The 25,213-nt window shown below is 59.4% G+C and carries 19 protein-coding genes; 15 read left to right on the top strand and 4 right to left on the bottom strand.

Annotated features, from left to right (window positions below; all coding sequences use genetic code 11):
- Nucleotides 1–662: 662 nt before the first annotated feature.
- Nucleotides 663–998, bottom strand: a complete 336-nt coding sequence (locus CJZ80_RS15165; protein ID WP_144037022.1) for a hypothetical protein — start codon at nucleotides 996–998, stop codon at nucleotides 663–665.
- A 791-nt stretch (nucleotides 999–1,789) separates the two neighbouring features.
- On the opposite strand from CJZ80_RS15165, the gene CJZ80_RS11940 reads away from it, so the two are divergent.
- The 14 genes from CJZ80_RS11940 to CJZ80_RS11885 all read left to right on the top strand — a co-directional run bounded on the left by CJZ80_RS11940 (nucleotide 1,790) and on the right by CJZ80_RS11885 (nucleotide 19,870).
- Entirely contained in the window at nucleotides 1,790–2,935 is a 1,146-nt protein-coding gene (locus CJZ80_RS11940) for a hypothetical protein (protein ID WP_094513384.1), read from the top strand.
- Nucleotides 2,936–3,020: 85 nt separating this feature from the next.
- Nucleotides 3,021–3,362 carry a type II toxin-antitoxin system RelE/ParE family toxin gene (locus CJZ80_RS11935; protein ID WP_233133049.1) on the top strand — a complete coding sequence of 114 codons (342 nt, stop codon included), beginning with the start codon at nucleotides 3,021–3,023 and terminating at the stop codon, nucleotides 3,360–3,362.
- On the top strand, nucleotides 3,362–3,670 hold the full coding sequence (locus tag CJZ80_RS11930) for an addiction module antidote protein (RefSeq protein WP_094513381.1): 309 nt from the start codon (nucleotides 3,362–3,364) through the stop codon (nucleotides 3,668–3,670). Before CJZ80_RS11935 ends, CJZ80_RS11930 begins: the two co-directional genes overlap by 1 nt.
- A 1,009-nt stretch (nucleotides 3,671–4,679) precedes the next feature.
- Nucleotides 4,680–5,027, top strand: a complete 348-nt coding sequence (locus CJZ80_RS15160) for a DUF6864 domain-containing function (RefSeq protein ID WP_144037021.1) — start codon at nucleotides 4,680–4,682, stop codon at nucleotides 5,025–5,027.
- Nucleotides 5,028–5,640: 613 nt separating this feature from the next.
- A complete protein-coding gene (locus tag CJZ80_RS15155; protein WP_144037020.1) occupies nucleotides 5,641–6,585 on the top strand; it encodes a hypothetical protein in 945 nt (314 codons plus the stop codon).
- A gap of 424 nt (nucleotides 6,586–7,009) precedes the next feature.
- On the top strand, nucleotides 7,010–8,023 hold the full coding sequence (locus tag CJZ80_RS11925) for a DUF4331 family protein (protein ID WP_094513378.1): 1,014 nt from the start codon (nucleotides 7,010–7,012) through the stop codon (nucleotides 8,021–8,023).
- Nucleotides 8,024–8,107: 84 nt separating this feature from the next.
- A complete protein-coding gene (locus tag CJZ80_RS11920) occupies nucleotides 8,108–8,692 on the top strand; it encodes a hypothetical protein (protein ID WP_094513375.1) in 585 nt (194 codons plus the stop codon).
- Nucleotides 8,693–8,820: 128 nt separating this feature from the next.
- Nucleotides 8,821–9,798: a hypothetical protein gene (locus CJZ80_RS11915; protein WP_144037019.1), complete on the top strand. Its 978-nt coding sequence runs from the start codon at nucleotides 8,821–8,823 to the stop codon at nucleotides 9,796–9,798.
- Nucleotides 9,799–9,998: 200 nt separating this feature from the next.
- Nucleotides 9,999–10,523: a VOC family protein gene (locus tag CJZ80_RS11910; protein WP_233133048.1), complete on the top strand. Its 525-nt coding sequence runs from the start codon at nucleotides 9,999–10,001 to the stop codon at nucleotides 10,521–10,523.
- A 184-nt stretch (nucleotides 10,524–10,707) separates the two neighbouring features.
- Nucleotides 10,708–11,019 carry a hypothetical protein gene (locus CJZ80_RS11905; protein ID WP_144037018.1) on the top strand — a complete coding sequence of 104 codons (312 nt, stop codon included), beginning with the start codon at nucleotides 10,708–10,710 and terminating at the stop codon, nucleotides 11,017–11,019.
- Nucleotides 11,020–11,447: 428 nt separating this feature from the next.
- Nucleotides 11,448–14,378 (top strand): beta-phosphoglucomutase, encoded by a 2,931-nt coding sequence (pgmB, locus tag CJZ80_RS11900; RefSeq protein ID WP_094513367.1) that lies wholly within the window; start codon nucleotides 11,448–11,450, stop codon nucleotides 14,376–14,378.
- Between the two features lie 528 nt (nucleotides 14,379–14,906).
- On the top strand, nucleotides 14,907–16,007 hold the full coding sequence (locus tag CJZ80_RS11895; protein ID WP_233133047.1) for an HlyD family secretion protein: 1,101 nt from the start codon (nucleotides 14,907–14,909) through the stop codon (nucleotides 16,005–16,007).
- Entirely contained in the window at nucleotides 16,004–18,745 is a 2,742-nt protein-coding gene (gene rbbA, locus CJZ80_RS11890; protein ID WP_094513364.1) for a ribosome-associated ATPase/putative transporter RbbA, read from the top strand. Before CJZ80_RS11895 ends, rbbA begins: the two co-directional genes overlap by 4 nt.
- 3 nt (nucleotides 18,746–18,748) lie before the next feature.
- Entirely contained in the window at nucleotides 18,749–19,870 is a 1,122-nt protein-coding gene (locus CJZ80_RS11885; RefSeq protein ID WP_094513362.1) for an ABC transporter permease, read from the top strand.
- Nucleotides 19,871–19,906: 36 nt separating this feature from the next.
- Here the strand turns inward: CJZ80_RS11885 and CJZ80_RS11880 are convergent, their stop codons facing one another.
- Nucleotides 19,907–20,761 carry a DMT family transporter gene (locus CJZ80_RS11880; protein WP_094513532.1) on the bottom strand — a complete coding sequence of 285 codons (855 nt, stop codon included), beginning with the start codon at nucleotides 20,759–20,761 and terminating at the stop codon, nucleotides 19,907–19,909.
- 175 nt (nucleotides 20,762–20,936) lie between these two features.
- Between CJZ80_RS11880 and dnaG the strand changes: the two genes are divergently transcribed.
- Nucleotides 20,937–23,066, top strand: a complete 2,130-nt coding sequence (gene dnaG, locus CJZ80_RS11875) for a DNA primase (protein WP_094513357.1) — start codon at nucleotides 20,937–20,939, stop codon at nucleotides 23,064–23,066.
- Between the two features lie 61 nt (nucleotides 23,067–23,127).
- Here the strand turns inward: dnaG and CJZ80_RS11870 are convergent, their stop codons facing one another.
- Both CJZ80_RS11870 and CJZ80_RS15150 read right to left on the bottom strand, forming a co-directional pair.
- Nucleotides 23,128–24,618, bottom strand: coding sequence for a hypothetical protein (locus tag CJZ80_RS11870; protein ID WP_094513354.1), 1,491 nt, complete (start codon nucleotides 24,616–24,618; stop codon nucleotides 23,128–23,130).
- A gap of 220 nt (nucleotides 24,619–24,838) precedes the next feature.
- The gene (locus CJZ80_RS15150) at nucleotides 24,839–25,075 is read right to left on the bottom strand and encodes a hypothetical protein (protein ID WP_144037017.1); all 237 of its coding nucleotides are present in this window, start codon (nucleotides 25,073–25,075) and stop codon (nucleotides 24,839–24,841) included.
- Nucleotides 25,076–25,213 lie beyond the last annotated feature (138 nt).

Below are 25,213 nucleotides of genomic sequence, written 5' to 3'. Positions count from 1 at the left end.
AGACCAACAAGGCCACTTGAAGGCCATTGGGGTCAACATTCAAGGTTGCCAGAGGGAGCAGTGAAGTCTCTCAAGTTGCATCGCATTGAACAGTGTTATACGGACCCGGTTAAGTCGCCAAGGGCCTGCAGGGGAATCAGAAAGACCTGTCCAAGACTGAAGTCTGGTCATGTTGCGTCAGGGGCTTTCCCGCTTATGCTGCAAAAGAGGTCTGAAGGGCGTTTTATGAGGATCCGCCCATTCGGCCATCGAAGGATTTGTCGACCATGATGGGGCCTGGCAAGGCTGAGCCAACCCCAGCATCGCCCTTGGCTACGTTGGTCCTTCGCAACGCTGCTGGAAGCTGAATGATGCCTGGCACATTGGCGTATCGATAGCCCACTGGATGCGTATGGACAGATCACCGTGGGCGTTGCCGGCAGGCACATCCATGTGACCACGATTGGCTTTTGGACGGCGACGACCTGCCGGTGGAGTGGTGTGCCTGGAGGGCCTGAATGGGCCTCTACACCCACCGAAGAACGGGAGGAAACCAGCGGTTGAGGCCCGATGGAATGGCTGCCGCATCAAATCACAAGCGAGCGCGGCAACCGCGCCCTCATCCGCTCGATAATCTACTGTTGCCCAGAGATACCCTAACTATGCTTCTCCATGAATTCAGGCTACTCATTATTGTCCCAGCCTGGATCGCCAGACCAGCATGCATAGCTATCAAATTCATCCCACCGTGCAATCTGATCTTCCGTTATACAGATTGACAAGTCTTCCTCTGGATGTTGTTTGTCATCATGCGTATAGTGCCATGCATTGTCATCAAATGAGGCGAGCTCGGCAAAGCCAACGCTCTTAAGAAATGAGATAAATCCGCGGAGCTCTTGGGCAGAGTTCAGTCGTATGCTTTTTGCGTGGTTGCCGCCTACATCATTGGCAGCTAGAAAGCCGCTTTCGTCCCTCCATGCCGTCCAAGCATGTTGTTTATCCTGTCGTGATTCTTTCATTGGTCGGTGTAGAAGCTCGGGGTCGCATTCACGACAGTCGTCGACCCGAGGATTGTCTCCCTTGTGTGCCAATACTTCTTTATGGGGGTCCCAATACCCGCCAACCTTATCCCACTGAACGACGATATGAGTGCTGCCATCTTTCCACTTGATAATTGGGCCAGTCCATCTAATCGAAGTCTCCCCAAGAATGCCGTCATGTATCCGACGGCTTCGTGCCCTTGTCTCAATTCCCCTTTGTCCGGGCGAGAAGTATGTCTTGAGGCTAGCACTATCAGAATCGCTTCGTTGCAGCCCATCTTCACCTCGCTGAGACTTGCTATCTTGCCGAGAGGGTATCTTTGTCAAATACTCTGTGCTTGCCACTCGACATGATTCAGAACCGTCAGACCATTTAATGAGCGCATCATTGCCGCCCACTATAAATCTCGGAAAAAACCTAATGATTACTCCCTCGTTTGATGCTCGACTTTTGGCTGTTGTTCCCAGGTCCATTGGTCGTGCCGAACTACTCCTATACGTGTTTCCCTTGCATTGTCACCAATCTCAAACCGGTCATCCACGTGATTTCGGAATTGAGTGGATTCTCAGTATAATCCCGCTGGTCGACTTAGAATGCCTGCCACAAGGAACTATGTCTCTAGCGCAGTAATTTCAAGTATTGCCAATACAAGGGAGCCTGTTGGTTTAGATGATGTCGCAGAGACCTTTGCCACTGCTGGCTGAACGGACCTTGCTTGCCGTGACTTGTCCTCTAGAATAGACTAACTAGTCTGAGCGTAAACGACCTCATGAATTTAGGCAACGTTGATCGCCTTAAGCAAATATACCCATCGGATGCTACCGAGGATTACTTCAAATCCGAGGCAGGCCTCAAAGCGCTAAAGCTTGCATGGAACACTGCCCTCTTTCTTCTCAGAAAGGAAGACGACGTCTTTCAGTCAATGCACTCTGAATATCTCAATCTTATTCAGTCTGGTTCGATCATAGGCGTATCCTTCTTTGATTACGGCCTTGAATCCTTTGAAGAATATGACACAAGAAAGATTAAGATACGCCTAGTCATTGCCTTGGAGCGGGACTCGTCGGCAGGTAAGTCAGCCATCAAAAATAAGTCATCTTATCCTCTTTCGATTCCAGAATCAAGCTTTGCCAGGCTTAGGCATGAGTCAAAGGAGCTTCTCGCTGAGATCGCATGGCAGGAAATCCGGCACCTAGATGTATGGAATCGAGATGAGATGCTGACTTATTCTCGGCAGCATCAGTTTAGGGATGAGATCATAGAAGAAGCCGGCTGGAACTGGGACGAGGGCGGCCCAAGAGCAAGCCTCGTGTTCGAGATGGTTCATGCCAGGAATTCATCCGAGATTCAAGAGATAACTGGAAGGACTCACGAAGAGATATTTAACTTGCTAAAGCCCTATAGGCTACCAGGCTCCGCGTTGAAGTGTTCTGATCACACTCTTCATGGCCTAGAGGTAAGCCGTCTTCAGAAAAGTCTTGGTCAAGCGCTGTTGGATAAGGGGTTTCTGGTTATCGTCGAGCCAGGCATCCTCATACCAAATAGAGCGTTCCAAAGCCATCGGAGGCCCGATCTCATTGCTCTGTACAAGGGAAGAGCCCTTGCCATCGAGATTGACAGCTCCTTCCATTTAATTGACACAAAGATGGCCAGAAGAAATGCAGAACGATTACTACAGAAGCTAGGGCAAAAGCCAGCCAGTCTCACCAGGGAAGATATCGAGAGCATGTTCCTGGATACTGCATACAAAATGAAATACCAGACAGATCGTCTGCTTGACCGAGCCATGCTTACCAGCGGAGTTCCTGTCTTTCGTTTTTGGGTCAGTGAAGTAGATAAGGATCCCAGGCAGGTAGTTGACTGCATTCTTGAGGCAATGGACTCACTAGGCGGCGAGCGAGCAGTCTTCAGGTAGCTTTCGTGGATGCCATAACTTGATGTTCTGATTAAGCGATGATCATAAGTGTCAACGCCAGTCTCATGGGAGTTCTGAGGCAGCGGTGCGCGACCGTAGCCAGACGGCTACAGTTGGCACATGCTTGAAGTCCGCCAGACAGAGCGGTTCGTCCGATGGCTTGAGGGTCTGTCTGGGTGATCTCAGAGCCCGGGCGAAGGTTCTGGCCAGGATTGAGCGCCTCATCGGCGGCAATCCTGGTGACGTCAAGCCCGTTGGGGCCGGCGTGTCGGAGTTGCGGATCGACTGCGGCCCTGGATACAGGGTCTACTTCCTACAGAGGGGAACCGCCTTGATCATCCTATTGGCTGGCGGAGATAAGAGCTCACAAGCCAAGGACATTGATGAAGCCCTTCTGTTGGCAGCCAACCTTACGGAGGAGACCTGATGAAAACCCCGACCAGCCCCTACGACGTCGCCGAGCATCTACGAACTGCGGAGGAGATGGCGGCCTACCTGGAAGCCTGCATCGAGGAGGCGGATGGAGATGCCGCCTTCATTTCCAAGGCCCTGGGCGACATCGCTCGGGCACAGGGCATGACCCAGGTGGCCAGAGACTCAGGCCTTTCTAGGGAGAGCCTCTACAAGGCCTTATCTGGAGAGCGCAGCCCAAACTTTGACACCATCCTGAAGGTGGTCTCTGCCATTGGACTCAAGTTGAGCACCAGTGTGAGAAGTGAAGCGGAGGTGACTTGAGCTCTGCTGGCGAGGCGTGGGTCCGAAAACGCCGCTTGTGGAGATGCGACACCTTCGAACAAGCCCCTGTAGTGGACAGGTCGCCGACGAGTCTGCTTCGCTAGCAATAGCTTCTAGCCTGCCACTCAGGGGCAGCGTTAGATGCTTGTGATCCACCCGGGTTGCTGGTATAACTATCGTGATGAGCGTGTCAGATGGCAGGAAGACCGCCAATTATTCTGAGGGCTAGGAATGCATTTGATGCTGTTAGGGATTCTTCCGACAATCTTGTGCAAGCTGTTCGTCCATATCTAGCAATATCGTACAAGAATAAGGCTGGCGCATTGACTCGCAAGCAGGCCGAGAGGATTGTGTCGTATTCATTTCTGACACTGATGGGAAGCTGGGAGGAGTTTGTCTATGCGGCATACATAAGGTACCTTGTGGGGTCTGGATCACCAAGTGGATATCGCCCTACACTTAGCTCAACCCGCAAGGCGACATTATTGGCGGCCTATCGACACTTGGCGCAAAGACCTAACCACCATCCTACCTCCTTCTACCATTCATGGAAGAGCTGGAATAATGTTGTTCAGAGTGCCGACCGAGACTTTTTAAATGGTGAACCATTCTCCTTGGTTGCACAAGCTGACCGCGCCTGTCTGGGGTATGCACAAAATATACGTAATAGAGTCGCTCACCGCTCAGAGAAGTGCATTCACAGCTTCAAGGAATCAGCTCGCCCTCATCTAGGACTGCAACACAACGCCAAGCTCCCGAAGGGCACCGATGCTGGCCGCTTGCTCTCGGCAGAAGTGACACATGTTTTTCCTCCTGGCAATAACAAGATCTATTATGATGACTATAGCGCTATGTTTGGCAGACTTTCACGCATAATTGCACCATAGGCTGCATCTATCAATCCCCTCGAGTGGACAGGCCACCACCAACACTCTGCTCCGCCATACCAAGCTCCCGGCCTGCCATACAGGGGCAGCGTTAGAGTGGCAGATATCAAAGGAGATCTTAATTGAAAATCACAGCAGGTGGCCGAGAGCTAATCGACGAAGCAACTCTCCTGGTTCCCAAGGGTGAGGAGGCATGGATTGAGTTCAATGCCTCCTCTTCAGTCGTAAAGGTAAAGATCTTATTTGTGGATCTCAGTGGTGATCCCGAGCCTGGCTATAGCCTCAGCGGGAATGATAATCATGCAGTACTCACCATCAAGAACTGGAATAACTCACTGCCAATGTGTATCGAAGAGCCTGCCAGATTTGGCGAACAAGATGGCCGTGCAATATATTTTCAATTCATTGGAGATTCGGTCGGAAACTTGAAGCGTATCCAGATCGCATTCTTCTGGGAGGCGCCGCAATGACAGGAAGAGTCAGAATCAACCAAGCCAGCGCACCCATAAAGAAGGTTCATGAAAATACTGATCAAGAATTGATTGTGATCACTTCTGACAGGCTAGAGCTAGTCCTTCAGAAGCATTTAAAAAACCTAGAGCGCCGAAACGAATGGATCGCTCCACTGGGCCTGCTTCTGGCAATCATTACAACCTTCTGCACAGCAACCTTCAAAGATGCATTCTTTGCTGCAGACACATGGAAGGCCATATTTGTCATGGCAGGTGTGACGTCGTTTGTCTGGCTTGTCAGGAGTGGATGGGCCTCTTTCCGGGCTCCCGATATAGGTGAGGTTATGAGTAGTATTAAGCAGAGGTCTGACTCACAATCTAACACCCAGATTCAGAAGACGGGAGCAGATGAGGCTTGCTAGCTTTACGGACCTACCCGATTCTGATCTGGAGCACTAGATTGCCCCTATATAGCCTTTGAAATGTGACGCCGCCTTACCAGATCGCTAATGTATTGCCATTGAGGCACAGGCTCTAAGCAAGTTCATCAGTTATGGCATTTCAAATTCCGAAGAAGACTCCATTCTCAATAGAGACTAGGGGCTTGGGGACAATACTCTTTCAGCCATTCTTGGCGGGCACACTTAAAGCCTTCGAGCAAGCTCTCAATAGTGGGGAGGATGACCCTGTTGAGTTTCTTAAAACATTCACAGCAGACCAAGCAAGACTGCCATGCAACGGCGAAGTGGAGCTGAGCTTACAGTTCGCGAACGGATCTGCTGTGGATGTAAATAGAATTACGTCGGAAGACTTGGCCATAATCGCAAGCGAATACCTGCGGAGGAACCAAGTCCAACTGACCTGGTATGCTTCGGGTGATAGTATAGAAATGAAAGATTCGGGTCAATGGTCTCCTGCGGAGACAGTGAGGCGAACCCCCGACGAGAGTGATATTGCATACTTACAACGATTGGCGCGAGAGTGTGTAAACGAATATGCTAGATCATGGAATAAAATAGCAAAGTCTTTCAAGTCTGTACTGAATCTCGGCAAGATAAGCAGTTTTGCCCAAGCTGATCTAAACGCTGTTCTGAGCGGAAACCGTATCAGGACAATAGCAAATACTCCGATCATTCCTATTCGGCAGTCCATTCCAATCGAGGCATCATCAGCGCTGAGACTGGATCAGGCTTATACGACAGCCGATGAGCGCCTGTCAGATTTAATTGGAGAAGTTCAGAGAGTGGGCGCCTTGATAGCGGAACAATGTGAGATTCAACGCAGTCAGAATCTGAAAACAGACTTGCTTATTGAAGCATCTAATGAAGCCACAAGTCAGGCTGATCAGAATCTGAAGTGGGCTAAGTGCGGGATTTATCTTACTTCTCTTCTAAGCATGGCTTCCCTGATCTACTCCATCTTCACTTCGCATCAGCAAGGGGTTTCGGATGCCGCGCGTGATCAGCGTTCAAGCGGGCTATCGGTTATAGCTTCTTCTTCACAGGAGAAGCTTGCTGAAATAAACAAACAAATTCAAGTCATTAGCAAAGACATCAAGGCTTGGCATCGCAAGTGAAATGCATTGAAGGCAAGATCTCTGTGCATATCCATCACTCAATCTAACATCATCATTCACCCGACCCGGTCCTTAGCAAACTGTCTTGGCACAGGCCGTTGCGGGCGGGTGATGATGAGCGTGAGGCACAACAGGCGCGAGGGACCCCCTAGAGATGGGAAGTGCAGCACACAACGTGCATCGCCTTGGCCCAGGAGACCCACGAGGCGTACCACGGCGTCCTCGCCTGTAAGCAGCTCTCCCGCGCTGCATTGATTCCTGATCATGACGCAGATACCCCACTCGTTCCAGCCCCCCGCAGCGCTCGTCGCGCCCGTGAAGACTCATGTCGTTTCTTGAGGGCTGCGCGCGCGGCTCGGTGCGCACCGCCACAGGAGCGGCAACCGGTCCATAATTGTGAACCTCGGCTCAAAGGAGAACAGCAGTGTCGAACCATTTCACTGGACTGAACCTCGGTCCGCCTCTCGGGGACCAACGACTCGACCTCTGTGACCTCTATGCGTTCCAGTCGCCCAAGGACCCGTCGAGGACCGTGATCATCCTCAATGCCAATCCAACGGCCGACGCGCTCCATCCCGATGCCATCTACCGCGTTAACATCGACAACGACGGCGATTGTCTGACGGACATCGCGATCAGCTATGTGTTCTCGCCGCCGAACGAAGGAAAGCAAACCGTAACCGTCTTCGTTGCAAAAGGGGAGGAATCCCGCTCCGTCGAAGCTGTTGGAACAAAGATCATCGCCGATGCCGAGGTCTCCTTCGGCGCCGAACCCAACATCGTCAAGTCCGGCGCCTATACGTTCTTCGCCGGTGCTCGCAGCGACGCTTTCTTTTTCGACTTCGACGGCATCAAAAATCTCTTCGATACCTCAGGCGGCAGAAACTTCACCGCCCCCCACCTGGGCGGCAAGTCTCCGTGGACCGGCGTGGATTCAAACACGGAAGCCAACGTCTTCTCGATGGTGATCGAGCTACCCACGAGCGAGCTCGACGCCGAGCCGGAGATCCGCATCTGGGGGCGATGCAGCGTGCGTGAGGACGGCAAACTGCTTCATGTTGATCGCGCCGGCCACCCGAGTGTCAGCAGCTTCTTCAACACCGATGACACCAAGTTGGAATACAACGCCAGCGAGCCAGTTAACGATCGCAAGCGATGGACGGATCAGTTCGTCCACCTGATGGGGCATACGGGCAATTACACCCGAGAAGAAGCCATCGCCGCGATCGACGCCGACCGCATTTTGCCCGACATGCTGTGTTTCAATCCTTCTAAGCCTGCGACGTATCCCAACGGTCGTGTCTTTACCGACGACGTCATCAATCATCGCCTCGCCTTCCTTTCTAAGGGTGATATTCCCCCAACCGGCCTCAGCCCGCACACTGACATTCTCGAGGAGTTCCCGTACATCGGCACGCCCCATCAGAAGACAAGCTAACGCCAGGCCAACACGGCTGTATCCATAAGGCCTCAGAGGGCATGTGTTGTGCCCGAGAGCATCCAACACCGGGAGCGGGCCCCAATGGCGATCGGCAACGATGGCCGCTTCAACGTCTCGGCCTGCTACACCCACAACGACCGGGAGTTCCTGGGGGGCTTCAGCGACTGGGCGAAGCACCTCGCCGAAAGCCGCTCGGCCCGTGATGACGAGCGCAAGGCCTTCGTGCGCGAGGTGGTGCAACCGCTGCAGGAGAAGCTCGAAACAGTGTGTATGGTGCCGGGCTCGAATGCCGAGGCCCATGTGGCGAAACGTTTCCCCCACAAGACGGTGAAGCGGGTGCGCAGCTGCCTCATACCGCTCTCGGTCGAGGCGTTCCGCAACGGGTTGTCGATGACCTTTCAGCCCGGGCAGGCCCGCAACCTCACCGCCACTGACCACTTCGCGTTCAGCGGCGCGGAGCCCTGCCGCGCAACCTGCTGCTGGCCCTGCTCACCGGCCGCATCCGCCTGCGGGGAAACCCACGGCTGCTGCTGCGGTTTGCGCGTGGCTTTGCGGTCTGAAGCCGGCGTCCCCCGTTCGTCTGGCCTGATCCCGCCGGATCAGCAGATCTGTGGACTTCGAATCCGACAACCCCATCCGGTAAGCGTTGGGCATCGTGACCGCTGAATCAAAGGGGTCTTCTTCAGACGTTTGTTCAACCACCCACACAAAAAGGAACTGCCATTACGCCCACGGGACCGTCTTCGGCAGCCCGTGACGTTTACGTTCGGCTCAATCCCCCCAAACGGAGGCCAATGGCATGGAGCAGCATTCCCAGCACCACGAGTCGATCGGCAGGCGTCAAGCTGGGGATCCATTTGCCAGATAGGCGCCTCGATTCTTCCAACACGGCACGTCGTTTTGCCCATGGGCTGAGCATCTTGCCATCATGGAACAAGGGGCGCGTGGATAATGGTAACAACCCTCAACCACAGATCTTTGACATGTGGCAACGAGCAGCCTTGGCCATTTCCACCCTTTCACTGGCAATCGCAGGCTGCACGCGCACCAGCCGTGAGCTGCCGAAGAATCTCAGTGACGTGGTCGTGACGATAGAGCTTGAACAGAACAGCAGTGCTCGAGTCTCCCGCGACACCATTCGTGCCGTGCTTGCCACTAGTGAGGGCACGATGATTGAACGGGACGATCTCCAGATCAAAGTCAATGGAACCAGGATGCAGTTCAAGGTCTGGCAAGGAAACTATTACGATCGCCACCCCTATTACTACATCGCCAATGATGCACACGAAGGCATCGGTATATTGCCACAGAAAGATTACAACTTTGTGCTGGTGATGCCCGATGGATCCAGTCATCAACTGACGACACTGAAAACCCCCATAGCAGTGTCCCTGGACCAATTCGGCTTTGTCAGAATCCCTTCATCCCCTCCAGCTGCGGCCTTCACCTGGAACGATCTTGCCGGCCCCATGCGTCTCTCCATTGCCCGTTCGGAGCAGATTCCTGATGCCGCCGGAGGTTGGGTGTCGATGGTCGGGAATCCCGGCAATGAAGACTCGCTTCACCGCACGATTGGTCCAGGTTGGTTCCGTCCCCGGAGTGGCAAGTGGCTCCTGCCGCAACGCTTTCTGATCTCCAGCGCTAAGCGACGACTGGCGATGTTGACGGCATGGATCCAAACCGAAACAATGGCCCCAGTGGCCCAACCCTTTTCCAGGAAGAGCTCGGCAACAGCCAGACGCAAGCTGGAACTGACCTTGGAGTGGCCCTAGGACTGAGGGAAGGGACAGCCCAACATCAATGACCTGACCCCCTTGATCGGTCAAGGGCTGATGAGAGTGGGTGGTTGTGGTCATGCGGCAGCTCCCTGTTGTGAGCGCGTAAACCCGCCTGCCACCAGATCGGCTTCTGCGTAGGGGTGGTGCATCAAAAACTGCTGGGTATTGGGATCCCAGCCCACCCCAACACTCCAATGGCCGCCGCCTCCCAAGACAACCATTCGTCAGCGCTGGACAAAGGCAACCTCCCCATCATTGCGTCCACGATTAAACTGTCATTAACCAAGCCAGAGGAGCTGACCATGCTTGATCTTGGACTTACCCACGTCGCCTTACCCGCTTCCGATATTGGACGCAGTGTTGATTTCTATGCTACCTATGCTGACATGCAAGTTGTGCATCGGCGCATTGACAGGGAAACAGGATCTGAAGTTGTCTGGTTGTCTGACCATACGCGACCGTTTGTGATTGTTTTGATTCAAGCCACCATTGTGCAGCCAGTTCTCTCTCCCCTAGCCCATCTTGGAATTGGCTGTAAGAGCCGGGAAGCCGTGGACATGTTGTGCGACAAGGCTCGCCAGGCTGGGCTATTGCTTGAAGAACCCAAGGATTCGGGCTATCCGATTGGCTATTGGGCATTTTTGCGAGATCCTGACGGTCATACGCTGGAACTGTCCTACGGCCAAGAGATTGGTCTAACCGTCACGCAGGAAAGCTAGATCGCGATTCATCTTTCTTCCCAGGCGGTTTCCACTCCACGAAGCAGCAGAAACACTGGCAGGGCCCTTTGCCAGCCCCCCACCGGTTGGACGGGTCACTGGCACAACAACCCCGCCGCCAGATGGTGCTGTCCCCACTCAGAAGTCCCGGTCCACCAAGCCGTGAGTGGCTCAAGTCCACTTCATGCCTGCTGCTGAATCCGCCTCCGGCTCAAGCGCATCCAATAGCGCCGGGGAGCTTGGCCTGCATTGGCTCGACGACACGACCTGCCAACGACTCCATGAGGTCCGCCGCGACCTGAACCGCGAGCTGGTGCTTCACCTGGTGAGTACTGAGCCACTGGTCGTTGTGGGTGATGCCATCGGCGGGGTTGGTCTCTTCAACGGTGACCTGGTTCTGGTTGATCAGGCCAAGCTCCCCAGCTCAGGCCGTTGCATTGTCCTGGCCCCGGGCCAGCCTGGGTCGATGGACACTGCAACGCAGACGTACGCCTGAGCTAAGAGCAGCAGAGCGGTCGGGCTACGTACACCTCGGGATCGGCGTTCCGGGGTCCATGTCACCTTCAGCCCCTCAAGACCGGTCGCGGCACCTCAGATCTGCCGCACAGCGACCACGCCTGAGTCGTGCGCATCATCATGAAGACAGGCTACGGGCTGGCGTTTGATCACTTCCCCCAGCCGCACTGGCTCAAGACATGGAGCAACACCATCCCATGGGCCACGGCATCGACCCTGAAGCCAAGGATGGCTGAAGTCACTCGTCCAGGATTACACCGATGTGATGGGATGTGTGCTGCCCCAAACCAAGGCAACATCACCATTGCCCCATCGGCGCACAACCAGATCCGAAGGTTGAGTTTAACGCGTTAACAGAGCGAAGACACCATAGCTGCATACGCTTACACCCCCAGACAACCAGGGCCGATGACTTCCACAGAACTCACAAGCTCACTGCATCCTTCATGTGATTCCCATGAACTGACATACACAGACTGGAGCGTGAGCGAGCATCACTTCGATCCAGCAAAGATACGCTCCAGAGAAACAGTATTTACGTTCGGCAACGGGTACATGGGTACGCGGGGAAGCTTTGAAGAAGGGTATCCCAATGCGATGCCAGCCACACTGGTGCATGGTGTCTATGACGACATTCCTGGAGCCTATACCGAGCTCGCAAATTGTCCAGATTGGCTGGAACTGGCGATCGTGATCAACGGCGATCGATTCCGACTGGATCATGGCACCATCCTCCACTACGAACGAACACTGGATCTACGGAACGGGATCCTTAGCCGTGCACTGCGCTGGCGGAGCCCAACGGGGAACACCGTGGATCTTCGCTTTGAGCGCTTTGCGAGCTTGGCAGATCATCCGGTTTTCGGACTGAACTGCCAGATCACTCCTGTTGATTTCACTGGAGCGATTGAAATTCAGACCAGCCTTCACGGCTTTGCCAACAACCAAGGCTTTGATCATTGGCAGCAGCTCGACCGGGGAACGAATGATCAAGGCATCTGGTTGCATGTTCGCACCCGCAGTTCTCATGTTGAACTCGGCATGGCAGCCAGAATGACACCGATCAACAATGATCTACCAATACGAACAACGAGCTCTGTTGATTGCCCCACCATCGCGATCACTTTTCTCGCGGCCAAGGGAAGAACCGTGGGCGTGGAGAAAGTTGTCACCTTGATCACATCACAGGATGTGGACCATCCCGCCCAGGCGGCTGTGGCCAAACTGACCAACCTGCCGGCCTATCCCGTTCTGCTGAGGGCGCATCAGAACGCATGGAACGAGTTTTGGCAGCAAAGCGATATAGAGATTGAAGGAGATACCAACGCACAAGTGGCCGTGCGCTACAACATCTTCCAATTGTTTATTGGCGCTTGTTCGCACATCGCGGGTGAATGCGCAGACTGCAGCCGCGTCAGCGTTCCGGCCAGAACGCTATCGGGATTTGGGTATCGAGGACACGTGTTCTGGGATACGGATATCTTCATCCTGCCACTGTTCACCTTGACGCAGCCTGAGATTGCCAAGAGCTTACTGACCTACCGCTATCACACCCTGAGTGGTGCACGGCGAAAAGCTTCCCATAGTGGCTATCACGGTGCGATGTTTGCCTGGGAGAGTGCAGCCACGGGTGATGAGATGACGCCCAGGTGGTCCATTCAGACCGACCCATACTCGAAAGCGATACGCATTTGGTGCCGTGATCGCGAAATTCATATCAGTGCCGATATTGCCTATGCGGCCTGGCACTACTGGCAGACAACTGGCGATGACATCTGGCTACGAGACTACGGAGCCGAAGTCATTCTGGACACTGCCATCTTCTGGATGAGTCGGCTGGAGTGGAAGCCGGAGCGGGAACGGTTTGAACTGGATGGAGTGATAGGCGCTGATGAATACCACGAACAGGTGAACAACAACGCCTATACCAATTGGATGGCGAAGTGGAATCTGGAGACAGCCGTCTCCGTTTACGGATGGCTGCAGCAGCAGTTTCCTGACCACGCCGCTGTGCTCGCTCAAAAGCTACAACTCAATGCAGACAGGCTGCGCCAGCTCCAAGCCGCCATCGCACAGCTGTACACCCCATACGATACAAAAACCGGGCTGATTGAACAGTTTGATCAGTTCTTCGACTTACGAGACATCCACCTGAATGACTACGAGCCCCGACATCGCTCCATGCAGGACGTTCTGGGAATGGACATGACCAATCAGTCTCAGGTACTGAAGCAACCTGACGTCCTGATGCTCCTCTATCTCATGCGAGATACCAACACATGCCTTTCCTACCCTGATGTTCTCGAAAAGAACTGGAACTACTACACTCCCCGCACAGACACCACGTACGGATCGTCGCTCTGCCCTGCCATTCTTTCGATCCTGGCCGCAAAGCTGGGCAAGGAAGAAGAAGCCTATCAATACTTCATGCAGGCAGCAACCGTTGATCTCGAAGATAGCCGCGGCAACACAGCAGATGGGATTCATGCGGCATCAGCAGGTGGCGTATGGCAAGCCGTGGTGTTCGGCTTCGCCGGTATTCACATGAAAGGAAATAGCCCAATGGCGATTCCCCATCTGCCGCCAACCTGGAAGCGGCTCAGATTCAAGCTGCAATGGCGCGGTTCCTGGCACAGTTTTGATCTGTCACAGCCAGCACCACCTCCACCTCAAGGTCCACCTCAAACTCAAGCTCCAGACATCAAGGGCTTCATCTTCGATGTGGATGGGGTGTTGACGAACACCTCCGAATCTCATTACCGCGCTTGGCAGAGATTAGCGGACGAGGAAAAGCTACCCTTCGATCGCAAGGCCAATGAGGCCCTGCGTGGTGTGTCCAGACGCGGATCGCTTCTGCAGATCATCGGCGAGCGACATTACTCCGAATCTGCACTTCAGGACATGATGGAGCGCAAAAACCGCTACTACCTTGAAGACATCCAAACCATCACCCCCCAGGACATGCTTCCAGGGGCCATTGAGTTTTTGCAGGAGCTCAGACAAGCAAAGATGAAAATTGCGATTGGCTCCGCCAGCAAGAATGCACGCACTGTCATCGACAGGCTTGGGATCGGAGCTTTCATTAATGCAATCGCAGACGGCGACAGCGTTCAACGCCCCAAGCCAGCACCAGACATCTTTCAATGTGCTGCCGCTCAATTAAACCTTGCTCCTGCCAACTGTGTGGTGGTTGAAGATGCCGCCGTTGGCATTGAAGCAGCCATTGCTGCAGGGATGTGGTCGGTTGGCATCGGACCTCAGGAGCGTGTTGGTGCCGCCAACATTGTGCTCCCAGATCTGGATGGTGTTCGCCTGAGCGATCTCGGCATGCAATGGTGATCGATCCACGCTCCTCATCACGAACGTGGTGTTGGTGAGGCGGGGATGGCCAACTGCACAAAGGAAGCCAAGAATGTGTTCATGATCTCGCCATCAGCCTTGCGGACAACCGCAACCTGATCCCAGCGTTCAAGGCGGCTATGGCGGCAACCACTACCCCCAGATCATGGTCATCTTGAGCATCTTTCGCTTCAGGCCCCTGCCTTCTACTGATCAAGGCAATGCGCCAGACTTCCGCGCATCTCGCACAGATGTGCTGCACTTCTGCCACCAATTCGGTACACCCTTCAGCCGGCGCCGGTGAACGGCCTGGCTAGACAGGGGTCTGCCACGGGCCTACCAGCAAGGGGAACAGGATCGTCAGGGTCATTGAACGAAACAACCCCGGCTTGAACGCAATGGAGAAGCGAGAACGGCTTTGTTGTCGGTGAATCAACTGCCATCCAGGTGTGACATCGATCAGGCAAATAAGCTGGCCGCCCTGTTGACCATCGCCTGCCCCAATCTCCAGGCAGCTCAGGGATGGGCTTGGGTCGAGCTGATTCCAACCGCAGCCAGATCATGACCCGGCAGCATTGGCTTTTTGTGATCACGGCCCTTGCGGTGGCCGGTGCAGGGGCAGGCTGGCTCTGGCGCGCCAACCAGCCGAAGGGTTTGGCGCCGGGGTTCGCCAGCAGCAACGGACGCATTGAGGCCGTAGAAATCGATGTGGCGGCCAAGTCAGCGGGCCGGCTCAAGCAAGTGCTGGGAAAGGAGGGGGACTTCGTTGTTCGCGGGCAGGTGCTGGCCCGCATGGACACCGATGTGCTTCACGCCCAACTCCGTGAAGCCCAGGCGGATCTGCGCAAGGCCAGCAACGCTGTGGAGACGGCGCAGAGCAGTGTGGCCCAGCGACGCAGTGAGCGAACGGCTGCGGAAGCCATCGTGCTGCAGCACAGCGCAGAGCGTGAAGACGCCCGCCGCCATCGCCGCCGCACGGAGCAGTTGTTCGTCAGTGGCGCCGTTTCAGCGGAGAGCCTCGACGATGCCCGCGCCGGTTTCTATGGCGCTGATGCGATCGTCGCCTCCGCCCAGGCCACCGTGGCGGCCAGCCGCGCCGCCATAACCACCGCAAGCTCGCTGGTGATCGAGGCGAAGGCCTCGGTGGCGGCTGCCCAGGCCCGGATCGAGGGGATCAAGGCGAACATTGCTGACAGCCAGCTCCAGGCCCCCAGGGATGGGCGGGTGCAGTACCGCGTGGCCCAGCCCGGCGAAGTGTTGAGCGCCGGCGGGAAGGTGCTGAACATGGTCGACCTTTCCGACGTTTCGATGACGTTCTTTCTGCCCACGGCCCAGGCCGGCAAGGTGCGCATGGGGGCTGATGTGCACCTAGTGCTGGACGCCGCTCCTCAGCTGGTGATTCCGGCGCGGGTCACCTTCGTGGCCGATGTGGCCCAGTTCACCCCCAAAACGGTGGAGACGGCCGTGGAGCGCCAGAAACTGATGTTCCGGATCAAGGCCCGCATTGATCCCGCCCTGCTGAAACGCCACATCCGCAGCGTCAAGACCGGACTGCCGGGCATGGCCTACGTCCGACTCGACCCCAAGGTCGCCTGGCCGGCGGCGTTGACGGTGAGGGTTCCGGATTGACGCCAGCGGTCGTTCAGCTCCGGGATGTGCAGCTGCAGTTCGGCGCGACCCGGGCCCTCGCCGGCGTCAGCCTCGATGTGGTCGGCGGTGGCCTCACCGGTCTGGTTGGTCCGGATGGGGTGGGGAAATCCAGCCTGCTGGCCCTGGTCGCTGGGATCCGCCGCAGGCAGAAGGGCCGCGTGCAGGTGCTGGGGGGTGACATGGCCGATCCACGTCATCGCCGCGAGGTCTGCCCCCGCATCGCCTACATGCCCCAGGGCCTGGGCAACAACCTGTCGCCCACGCTCACGGTGATCGAGAACATCGACTTCTTCGCGCGTCTGTTCGGCCAGGGCCGCGCCGAGCGCCGCAGCCGCCGCGCCGAGCTGCTGGAGCGCACCGGACTCGCGGCTTTCGGCACTCGCCCGGCCGGCCAGCTCTCGGGGGGCATGAAGCAGAAGCTCGGCCTGTGCTGCGCCCTGATCCACGACCCCGGCCTGCTGATCCTCGATGAACCCACCACCGGGGTCGATCCCCTCTCGCGCCGCCAGTTCTGGGACCTGATCAGCAGCATCCGGCGCGAGCACCCAGCCATGACCGTGCTGGTGGCGACCGCCTCGATGGACGAGGCCGCCAGCTTCGACTGGCTGGTGGCCATGGATGGCGGCCGCGTGCTCAGCACCGGCAGCCCGGCGGAGCTGCGGCGGCGCACCGGCACCAGCACTGCGGAGGACGCCTTCATCGCCCTGCTGCCCGAGGCGAGGCGGCGGGAGCACCATCCGGTGACGATTCCAGCGCGCCCGCCGGGCGATGGCCAGGTGGCGATCGAGGCCATGGATCTGAGCAAACGGTTCGGCACGTTCCTGGCGGTCGATCGGGTCAACGTGCGCATCGAGCGCGGCGAGATCTTCGGCTTCCTCGGCTCCAACGGTTGCGGCAAGACCACCACGATGAAGATGCTGGCCGGGCTGCTGCCGGCCAGCTCCGGCCAGGTCCTCCTCTTCCACCAGCCCCTGGACGCCGATGACCTCAGCACCCGGCGGCGGGTGGGCTACATGTCGCAGGCGTTCTCGCTCTACAGCGAGCTGACGGTGCGGCAGAACCTGGTGCTGCACGCCCGCTTGTTTCAGATGCCGGAGGCGGAGATCCCCGGGCGTGTCGCGGAGCTGGTGCAGCAGTTCGGCTTGGCGGGTCTGGAGGAGGCCCTCCCCGCTGCCCTGCCGCTGGGGGTGCGCCAGCGGCTGTCACTGGCGGTGGCACTGGTGCATCGGCCCGACCTGCTCATCCTCGATGAGCCCACGTCAGGCGTCGATCCGATCGCGCGGGACACGTTCTGGCAGAACTTGATCGACCTGTCGCGCCAGGAACAGGTCACGATTTTCCTCTCGACCCATTTCATCAACGAAGCGCAGCGCTGCGACCGCCTCTCCCTGATGCATGCCGGCCGGGTGCTGGTCAGCGACACCCCCGCCGGCCTGGTGACGCGGCGCGGCGCGGCCTCGCTCGAGCAGGCGTTCATCGGCTACCTGGAGGAGGCGAGCGGCGACAGCGCCCCCAACCCCACAACCGCAGCGCTCCAGGCTCCCCCGGCAGCAGCGCCACCCCGGCAGGGATCACCCAGGCAGGAGCAGGGGTTCAGCCTGCAACGGCTGGGGAGCTACACCCGGCGCGAGGCCCTGGAACTGAGCCGCGATCCGATCCGCATCAGCACGGCCGTGCTCGGCAGCCTGTTCCTGATGGTGGTGATGGCCTTCGGCATGAGCATGGATGTGGAGAATCTGCCCTATGCCGTGCTCGACCGCGACGGCACCACAACAAGCCGCGACTACGCCCTCAATCTGGCCGGGTCGCGCTATTTCATCGAACATCCGCCACTGGACGGCTATGACGCCCTCGATCGGCGCATGCGCTCGGGGGAGCTGAGCGTGGCGATCGAACTGCCACCGGGCTTCGGGCGTGATCTCGAGCGCGGCAACCCCGTGCAGATCGGCGCCTGGATCGACGGGTCCATGCCGATGCGGGCCGAGACGGTGCGCGCCTATGTGCAGGGCCTGCATGGTCAGTGGCAGGAGGACAGGGCACGGCGCGTGTTGGGTCAAACCAGCCCGCTCCCCCCCGCCAGCATCGAGACACGCTTCCGCTACAACCTCGACATCAGCAGCCTGGTGGCGATGGTGCCGGCCACGATTCCGATCCTGCTGCTGCTGATTCCGGCGATCCTGGCGGCGCTCTCGGTGGTGCGCGAAAAGGAACTGGGCACGATCGTCAACTTCTACGCCACCCCCGTGACCCGCCTGGAGTTCCTGCTGGGCAAGCAAGTGCCTTACGTGGCCCTGGCGATGGTGAACTATGTGCTGCTCACCCTGCTGGCGGTCACCCTGTTCGCCGTGCCTCTCACCGGCAGCGTGCTGGCCCAGGCCAGCGGCGCCCTGCTCTACGTGATCTGTGCCACCTCCCTGGGGTTGCTGATCTCCACCCTGGTGCGCACCCAGATCGCCGCCCTGTTCGGCACCGCGGTGCTGACAATCCTGCCGGCCACCTCCTTCTGCGGCTTGCTCGATCCGGTGTCGTCCCTGCAGGGCGCCGGAGCGGTGATCGGAGCGATCTATCCCACGGCCCACTATCTGACCATCTCCACCGGCACCTTCTCCAAGGGACTGGGCTTCGCGGATCTATCCGGCGCCTTCGCCGCGCTGCTGCTGGCCGTGCCCGTCCTGCTCGGCTTGTCCGTTCTCTTCCTGAAGAAACAGGAGGGCTGAACCATGCGCGCCGCCAATGTTCTGCATCTGGGTCTCAAGGAGCTGTGGAGCCTGGCCCGCGACCCGATCATGCTGCTGCTGATCGTCTTCGTCTTCACGGTGTCGGTCTACACCGGTGCCACGGTGCTTCCTGAAACGCTGCACACGGCCCCGATCGCGATCGTGGATGAAGACCATTCGCTGCTCTCCGAGCGGATCATCGTTGCGTTCGAGCCGCCCTACTTCCAGCTGCCGGAGTTGATCCAGCAGGCCCGGATGGACCAGCGCATGGATGCGGGGCTCGACACCTTCGCCCTGGTGATTCCCAGCGGCTTCCAGCGCGATGTGCTGGCCGGCCGTTCACCGGCTGTTCAGCTCAACGTGGACGCCACCCGCGTCAGCCAGGCGCTCACGGGCAGCGGCTATGTCCAGTCGATCATCAGCACCGAGGTGCAGACCTTTGTGCAGAACAGCCAGGCAACTGCGGAGCCCGCGCTGCAGCTGGTGACGCGCATGCGCTTCAACCCCGAGCTCACGAAGACCTGGTTCGGTGCCGTGAACAAGGTGATCGACAACATCACTCTGCTTTCAATCGTGTTAACCGGCGCCGCGCTGATCCGGGAGCGGGAGCGGGGCACGATCGAGCACCTGCTGGTGATGCCGGTGACGCCCTTCGAGATCATGGCCAGCAAGGTGTGGTCGATGGGTCTGGTGGTGCTTCTGTCCGGCCTGCTGTCCCTGTTGTTCGTGGTGCAGGATCTGCTCAGGGTGCCTCTGGCAGGTTCGCTGCCGCTGTTCACCGCCGGGGCGACGCTCTACCTGTTCGCCTCCACCTCGCTGGGCATCTTCCTGGGCACCTTCGCCCGTTCGATGGCTCAGTTCGGCCTGTTGCTGATGATGGTGCTGCTGCCGCTGCAGATGCTCTCGGGTGGGGTCACCCCGCGCGAAAGCATGCCCGAGCTGGTGCGGACCGTGATGCTGGCGGCGCCGAACACCCACTTCGTGATGCTCGCCCAGGGCATCCTCTTCCGTGGGGCCACGCTCTCGGTGGTGTGGCCCCAGTTCCTGGCCCTGCTGCTGATCGGTTCGGTGTTCTTCGGCGTGGCCCACGCCCGCTTCCGCAGCGCGATCACGGCGATGGCCTGATGGTGATGGCCTGAGCAAGGCCGCCGGCGTGACCCTTCAGCGGCCCAGGCTCAAGAGGGTGGAGCCGAGCACGAGGCCGGCGGCGGTGAGGATGTCGGGGTCGAGGGTTTCGCCGAACCACAGCAGCCCCCAGAGGGCGGCGAGCGGCACCTGCACGTAGCTGAGTGCGGTGGCGCGGGCGGCCGGCATCGTCATCAGGCCGCGGGTCAGGGCCAGCTGGCCCAGCTGGGTGAACACCCCCACCCCCAGCAGCCAGCCCCACTCCGCCGTGGTGGGCATCACCGGATGGAGCAGCACCAGCGGCAGGCTGAGCGGCAGCGCCAGCAGCGGGAAATAGAACACCACCACCAGGGGGTGTTCGCTGCGGCGCAGGGCGCGCACGCTCACGTACGCCAGTGCCGACAGCAACGCGCCGGCCAGGGCGAACAGCAGCGGCAGGGTGGGCAGGGCCGCGCCAGCCGCCACACCAGCCGCCGTGCCTGGCGGGAGAACCAGCGCCAGGACGCCGGGATCGGTGAGCAGCAGCACGCCCAGCCAGCCGAGGGCCACCGCCAGCCACACCCGGGCGCCGGGCCGTTCGCCCAGCAGCGGCCAGGCCAGCAGGGCCGTGAAGGTGGGGTGGAGGTATTGCAGCACCGTGGCCACCGCGAGGGGCAGGCCGGCGATGGCCAGGAACACGCAATAGAGGCCGGCCGTGCCGAGCACGCCACGGCTCACCAGCAACCCCTTGCGCTGCCCCCAGGGCGAGACACCCGCCCGCCTGAGCATCCACCAGCTGATCAGCAGGCTCACCACCGAGCGGGCCAGCACCACCTGCTCCACCGGCAACCGCCCGCCCAGCGCCTTGACGCACACCCCCATCAGGCTGAAGGCCAGGGCGCTGAGCAGCATGTCCATGCCGGATCCCAGCCAAGCAGGCGCGACGCCCGCAATCGCCGACGCTAGACACTGCCCGGCCGGCGGGGCGGTGCCTGGCGTCGGCGGGATGGTGGCAACGGCAGCTCCCTACACCTGGTGGCCTCGGGCAGAATGGGAACAAGTCAGCCCCTACCGGTAGCGCCTTTCCTTGAGTCCCACGGCACCCCAGGCCCGCCTTCACCCCCGCACGATCGAGGCCGTCAAGGAACGCGCTGACATCGTCGATGTGGTGGGGGAGCACGTGGTGCTCAAGAAGAAGGGCCGCGAGTTCGTGGGCCTCTGCCCCTTCCACGACGACAAATCGCCGTCGATGACGGTGTCACCCGCCAAGCAGTTCTATTACTGCTTCTCCTGCGGGGCCGGCGGCAACGCGATCAAGTTCCTGATGGAGCTGCAGCGCACCAGCTTCAGCGATGTGGTGCTGGATCTGGCGCGCAGATACCAGCTGCCGGTAGAAACGGTGGAGGGGCCGCAGCAGGAGCGGCTGCGGCAGCAGCTCTCGCGCCGCGAAGCACTGCTGCGGGCGCTGGCGCTGGCCTCCGGCTGGTTCCGCAGCCAGCTGCGCAGCCCCGCCGGCGCCGCCGCCCTGGCCTACCTCAAGCAGCAGCGGGGCCTGAGCGAAACCACGCTGGAGAGCTTTGAGCTCGGCTATGCGCCCGAGGCGTGGGATGGGCTGCTGAAGCACCTGCAGCAGGTGGAGGGGCTGGCGCCCGAGCTGCTGGAGGCCGCCGGTCTGGTGGTGCCGCGCAAGGGGGGCGACGGCTTCTACGACCGCTTCCGCCACCGGGTGATGGTGCCGATCCGCGACCGGCAGGGGCGAGTGATCGGCTTCGGCGGCCGCAGCCTCGACGGCGGCGAACCCAAATACCTCAACTCCCCCGAAACGGAGGTGTTCGAGAAGGGCAAGCACCTGTTCGGCCTCGACCGCGCCACCAACGCCATCCGCAAGGACGACCAGGCGGTGGTGGTGGAGGGCTACTTCGACGTGATCGCCCTGCACGCCGCCGGCATCACCAATGCGGTGGCGTCACTCGGCACGGCGCTCAGCAGCCAGCAGATCACCCAGTTGTGCCGCTGCTGCGACAGCCGCCGCCTCGTGCTCAACTTCGACACCGACGGCGCCGGCGTGCGGGCGGCGCAGCGGGCGATCGGCGAGGTGGAGCAGCTGGCGCTGCAGGGGCAGGTGGAGCTGCGGGTGCTGCACCTGCCCGCCGGCAAGGACCCCGACGACTTCCTCAAGGAGCACGGGGCCGGCGAGTACCGCGCCCTGCTGGAGCAGGCGCCGCTCTGGCTCGACTGGCAGATCGAGCAGGCACTTGAGGGCAAGGACCTGGCCCGCGCCGATCAGTTCCAGCAGGCGGTGTCGGCTCTGGTGGCCCTGCTGGGCAAGCTGCCGCAGAGCGCCGTGCGCAGCCACTACCTGCAGCAGGTGGCCGAGCGCCTCTCCGGCGGCCAGGCGCGCCTGGCCCAGAAGCTGGAGGAAGACCTGCGCCTGCAGGTGAAGGGCGAGCGTTGGCACGGCCGCGCCAGCCGCTGGGACAAACCCGGCGAGGTCGGCCTGCGCGAGCGGGCGGAGGCGGAGCTGCTGCGCCTCTACCTGCATGCGCCCGCCCACCGCGGCGCGATCCGACGGGAGCTGCGGCTGCGCGAACTGGATGATTTCGCCCTGCAGCACCACCGGCTGCTGTGGGCGGCGATCAGCCAGCTGGAGGAAGACAACCTCGGCGCCGGCCGGCTGGAGGCGGTGAACCGCGGCACTGATCCCGGCGAGGATCTGGGGGATCTCGACCTGCCCCGCCTGCTGGCCGACCAGCTGCTGATGGACCAGAGCGAACTGCTCAACCGGCTCACCCCCCTGCTGGAGCCCAACGAGCTGCAACGCATGGTGCTGGCCCAGCCCCTGCTGCAGCTGCGCGGCACCACGGCGGTGCTGGAGCGTCAGCGCAGCCTCAAGCGCTGCCGCCACCTGCTCGATTCCTGGCGCGGCCAGAACCTGGAAACCCTGGAGCGCTGCATCGCCCGGCTGCTGGCCGAAGAGAACGGCAACGGCTCAGCGACAGCAAGCCGGAGCACGGCGGCGGCCCCGCCGAGCGGCAGCGGCGGGGCAACACCGGCCCTGCTCGATATGGAAAGCCGGATCGAGGCGCTGTTCGTTGAACTGAACCGCGATGCGCTGCATTTCCAGGAGCTGTATTACAGCGAGCGGCTGCACATCGGCCATCTCGATCAGCAGCGTTGCGCCGGCTGGGAGGAAACGCTGCAGGCCCCGGCGGCCTGAGGCAGGCCAGACCAGCGGCCAGCCGTGGGAGGCGGCGGCGTTCGGGGCTGCGCAACAGCGCTCAGCGCCCCAGCAACGCCATGACCTGGGTGAAGAAATCGACGACCTGATCGTTCTCGATGAGGTCGTCGAGCACGCGGATCGGTTTGCTGTAGAGCTCATCCTGCTTCATGATCTCAGGCCAATCGATCGCAGCAGACGCCGGGGCGGAGCCATTGGCCTGGAAGGCCTTGAGAAACTCCCAGGCGATGATCCCCTGGCCGATCACGGTGGGGTGGACGCCATCCAGGCTGAAGATGCCGCCCTCCAGCAGTTCCCCCTCTTTGCTGGCTTTGTAGAACTTGGTATTGAGCGGCGGATACAGCCACTGGAATTCTTCGGGATACACATAATTGGGCATGCCGCTGTTGCGCTTCCAGGCCATGCGGGAGAGCACATCGCCAATGTCCACCAGCACGAACGGGCTGTGGGAATAGCGCTGATTGAATTCAGCCAGCAACTGCTTGATGATCGTGTTGTATCGAAGGATCACGTTATCGATGAACTGGGCATCACGAAAGGTGAGGTGATTCTGCCGCCGTGAAAGAGCCGTGGCATCGCTGACGCCATAGCGCTTGTAGTACTGGTAATAGCGGAAGGTGCCGGCGGCGTTGCCCGGCGGCACGCGCGGATCCTTCACCACCCGTTCCTCCCCGAAGCCGTCGATGATCGGCGCGATCGTCACCAGCGGCACCGTTCCCACGTAGGCCTTCCAGCTGGCGTTGCGGTTGCTGGCCATCGCCTGACAGATCTTCTCGAGCAACTGCCGGTAGTCGCGCTCGAAATCGTTCGGATGCCAGAGGTTGAAGGGATCGGGCTTGGTGGGGTCTTCACTGCGGGCGGTGAAGCTTCTGCCATCCCCCGGTGTGAGGCGAACGTCGAGGGAAAAGAGGGTGCCGAGAGCATTGTTCGCCCCCAGGAAGACGATCAGATTGTCGACACCTTCACTGGACGCCACAACTTCCAGCCAGCGGATCGGGGAGTGGGCGTCAAACGTGTCGTTGGCCTGGGGATTGAGCACGCGGTAGGCGGCCCGGTAGAAAGGTTGATTGGCGCAGGCAAGGCCGAAGTTGTTGTCGAGGCCACGGCTGTCGCGCTGGATTCGATGCTTGCAGAGCGCCGGGGTGATCTCCCAGGCATCGCTCACCCGCATCCCTTCCACGGCGGTGTTGTCGGTGAACGGTGAGCTGAAGGACGGCACGGGCTGGCCGATGGCTCCCGGCCCTCGCTCGAAATAGGTTTCAGCGCGATCCAGCTCGCCCATGATCTGCAGCAAGGCCCGCGGCCATTCCCCCCAATCCACGTCCACACCGAAACGGCCCTCCAGCCTGCGAAACAGTGCTTCGAGGTCGAACTTGAGCTTTTCCTCTTCCCACAGCACCAGCCGGTAGTCGCTGGGCGCGATCCCCAGGGCTCTGGCCAGATGGGTGCTGTAGGCATGTTCCGTGAAGGCGGTGCAGCCACTGCGAAAGCCCTGCGAGACGCTGTCGCCGATCGTGAAGAGCCTGCCCATCCAGCCGCTCGGTTCCGGTGCTGCTCACCACTCTGTCCAGGATCAGAGCAAGGCCACAACTCCGAGACATCTCTTCCAGTTCCGCATCACGCTTCCTGAAGGCGGCAGGTGTGGGGTGAGGACGCTGCTGCCTGCCTTACCTGTAGCAAGCCCATGGGGAGGCCCGTTCGAGCCGCTGTTCTATTGGGCAGACCCCTGCGGCTGTCGGCTCGGTGATCGCTCACTCTGCGATCTCGACATCTGTGACAGCGAAATCTGTGGCAGCGAAATCTGTACCCATGACATCAGCAACTGCATGATCTTTATCGAGGGTTTTCAGGCCTGTGATCTCTATACTTGTGATCTCTGCATCCGTGAAGTTAACAGCAGTGATTGCTGCCATTGTGAATTCAGCAGCCAGGATATCTGTAACTGTAAAATCTGCAGCAGGGACCACAGCTGGTTGACGCTGGCGCAACAGGAGCTGCAGGCGAGAGTTGGAAGGGTGGATTGAAGGGCCGTCTGGTCAGTTCTTGTGCGCCGAATCCCGTCCGGCGCCACAGCCGTGCCGCAACAAGTCCGTCAGAAAACCTGCGGAACTGGCTCGGCCCCCAGG

Source organism: Synechococcus sp. MW101C3 (assembly GCF_002252635.1).
Taxonomy (GTDB): domain Bacteria; phylum Cyanobacteriota; class Cyanobacteriia; order PCC-6307; family Cyanobiaceae; genus MW101C3.
The sequence above is the reverse complement of the archived record's forward strand: the minus strand, read 5'-3'. Positions and strand labels throughout refer to the sequence as shown.